Annotated in this window: 2 protein-coding genes; one reads left to right on the plus strand and one right to left on the minus strand. The window is 39.4% G+C overall.

Annotation, left to right across the window (positions count from 1 at the left end; genetic code table 11):
- Positions 1 to 306 precede the first annotated feature (306 nt).
- The gene (locus V7266_RS20730) at positions 307 to 1,389 is read left to right on the plus strand and encodes a GH25 family lysozyme (protein ID WP_335470521.1); all 1,083 of its coding nucleotides are present in this window, start codon (positions 307 to 309) and stop codon (positions 1,387 to 1,389) included.
- A 235-nt stretch (positions 1,390 to 1,624) separates the two neighbouring features.
- Here V7266_RS20730 and V7266_RS20735 read toward each other — a convergent pair whose 3' ends face one another.
- Entirely contained in the window at positions 1,625 to 2,251 is a 627-nt protein-coding gene (locus V7266_RS20735; protein ID WP_335470535.1) for a hypothetical protein, read from the minus strand.
- Positions 2,252 to 2,433: the final 182 nt, after the last annotated feature.

Genomic DNA, 2,433 nt, shown 5'->3' on the forward strand with positions numbered 1-2,433 from the left:
CTATCAATTCCGTATAATTTTTCCCCTTTCCCACATAACCCTTCCTCCTATTTACTTATTTACAAAGATATAGAATTAAAATAAGCCTATTTATTAAGATCATGCCCAAAAGTCATTATCAGATTTTCATATAAGGTATAAACACTAATTTTGTGCTGATTATTTCCAATTTATTCAGTATTTACGCCCAAGCTATCTCTTATTATGATAGAACTATATAACTAGTAGATTTCCCTTAAGAAAAGAGAATGCTAGTATACTAGTTTTATATCGTTTTATTAGATTTAAGGGAGAGGAATAAGTATCATGAAACATGCAGCAAAGTGGGCTCGCTCGTTTTTTTCTGTTGTTGTGCTGATCAGCGTTCTTGCAACGGGACATTCGACGGCTTGGGCGTATGGACTCATGCAGCCAGCGACAAGTGCCAATTTAAAAGGAATTGATGTATCACATTGGCAAGGAACCATTGACTGGAATAAGGTTAAAAACTCAGGAATAGCCTTCGTATATGCAAAGGCATCTAAAGGTACAACCGTTACCGACGAGATGTTTTCTGCTAATGTGCAGGGAGCAAGGGCAGTAGGACTGCCAATCGGTGCATACCACTATGCAAGTCCGAGTGCACCATATAATCCTGACCAAGCGATAGCTGAAGCGCAATATTTTGTTAACGTGATGAAGAATGGAGGAATGGGCGATTTTGGGGATATCATGCCTATTCTTGATTTAGAAGAACCTGCCGCAACTGGAACACTAACCTCCGATGAAATAGCCAGTTGGGCCAGAGTTTTTATCGATACGGTGAAGTCACTGACGAATCGGCAGGTAATGATCTACTCAGGTGATTGGTTTGTAGAGCAGTACAACGATTTTGGAGGTAAGCTTTCAGATCTTCCCGTTTGGATTGCCGCATGGACACGCTATGGAAATACTCAGCCACCAGCAGTTGGAGGGTGGACTGAATGGACGGCTTGGCAGTATAGTGACCAAGGTATCGTTCCAGGAATATCGGGATATGTAGATTTAGATTATGGGCCAACGTCGATTGACGCTTTGCGGGGTTACTTGACAACACAAACTACTGCACAAACATTGACAACTGTGACGGTTGGCAGCAGCCAATATAGCACCGGCAATTATGCAAAACTAACCACGACAGTGAAAGACGGCAGCGGTAACCCTTTGAGTGGTGCAACAGTAGCATTGACCGTGAAAAATCCAAGAGGCAGCGTTACATCGGTTTCTGGGAAAACGGATGCTAATGGTACGTATTCCTATAGTTACTTCATAGCCAAAAATTTACGTGGAACATTTAATGTTACCGCAACTACTACCTTAGCAAATTACCATTCAAGCAGTGCGAGCACAACGTTTAATGTTGCAAAGTAAAGGGTAACAGATCAGGTAATAAATTATCATAAAAAAGACGACAGGTTTTTTTGCATGGTACACAACTTCATTTTCCATGGTATTCATTACTCCAAGTCAGTGGAGCAGAAAAGCTTGTAGAGCGATCTATGTAATAATAAATTGGAAATATTTGTTCTGGTGTGAATAAGTCGAAAATATATAAAGATGAACAAAACCTTGTATATTTTCGACTTAATCCTAAAGTACCTGTTTATCAATCACAACTATACTTAAACTTAGGTTCTGTTTGAATATAAAAAGCATTTCTTACTTGTGCACTCCAATTTGCAAAGGCCGATTTCCATTCAGGAGTGTTAAAGAATTCATCTACCGTTTGAGTTTCAGAATGCCAAACTATAAATAGGTTGAGTGGGGCAATTCCACCTGCCCAGATTCCATTATTTATGTCAGTATCTTCTTCCCTCACTAATAATAGGGGTAGACCAAATTGAAAAGCCATTGAAGGTTCTACTTGTGAATAAACTGATCCTATCCAGAATGGAGTAGATGGTGGAGGGGGGCCTGCATTGACATCAACTGTTTGAATTTTAAAACGACGAAGGTTTACTGCCAACATTCCATAGCTTGAGGAAACTAACCGACGAATATCAGTTAAAATGGATTCGGGATAACTTTCGCTTAATGGTAATGTACGCGGAAAAAGCAAAGCATTCTCAATCTCTAAAATTAGACGGTTTAGAAACTGTTGTTGGTTGTCATTTAAATGAGTTGTCGTACTTAAAAATACGGGAATTCGATAAGCACGGTCAATACACTCTTGATGTGCCGAATCTATTTTGGCTATATCTTTAGGTAAAGGGCTGTTCTCATTATTACTCATTTCCTCTTCAACCTTGCGTGAAGAGCTATTTTTATTTTTACCCACGTTCTCACCTCCTTTTTTATTAGTATATGGGAAAGGAATAAGTGAGTTTGGACTTTCTGACTGTTCCGAAGAGCGCGACTTACCCATATATTCCGGAATAAGGAACCGAATTTTAAGGAACGAAAATAGAGCATAGG

This window comes from Neobacillus drentensis (assembly GCF_036965645.1).
Classification (GTDB): Bacteria; Bacillota; Bacilli; order Bacillales; family Cytobacillaceae; genus Neobacillus; species Neobacillus drentensis_D.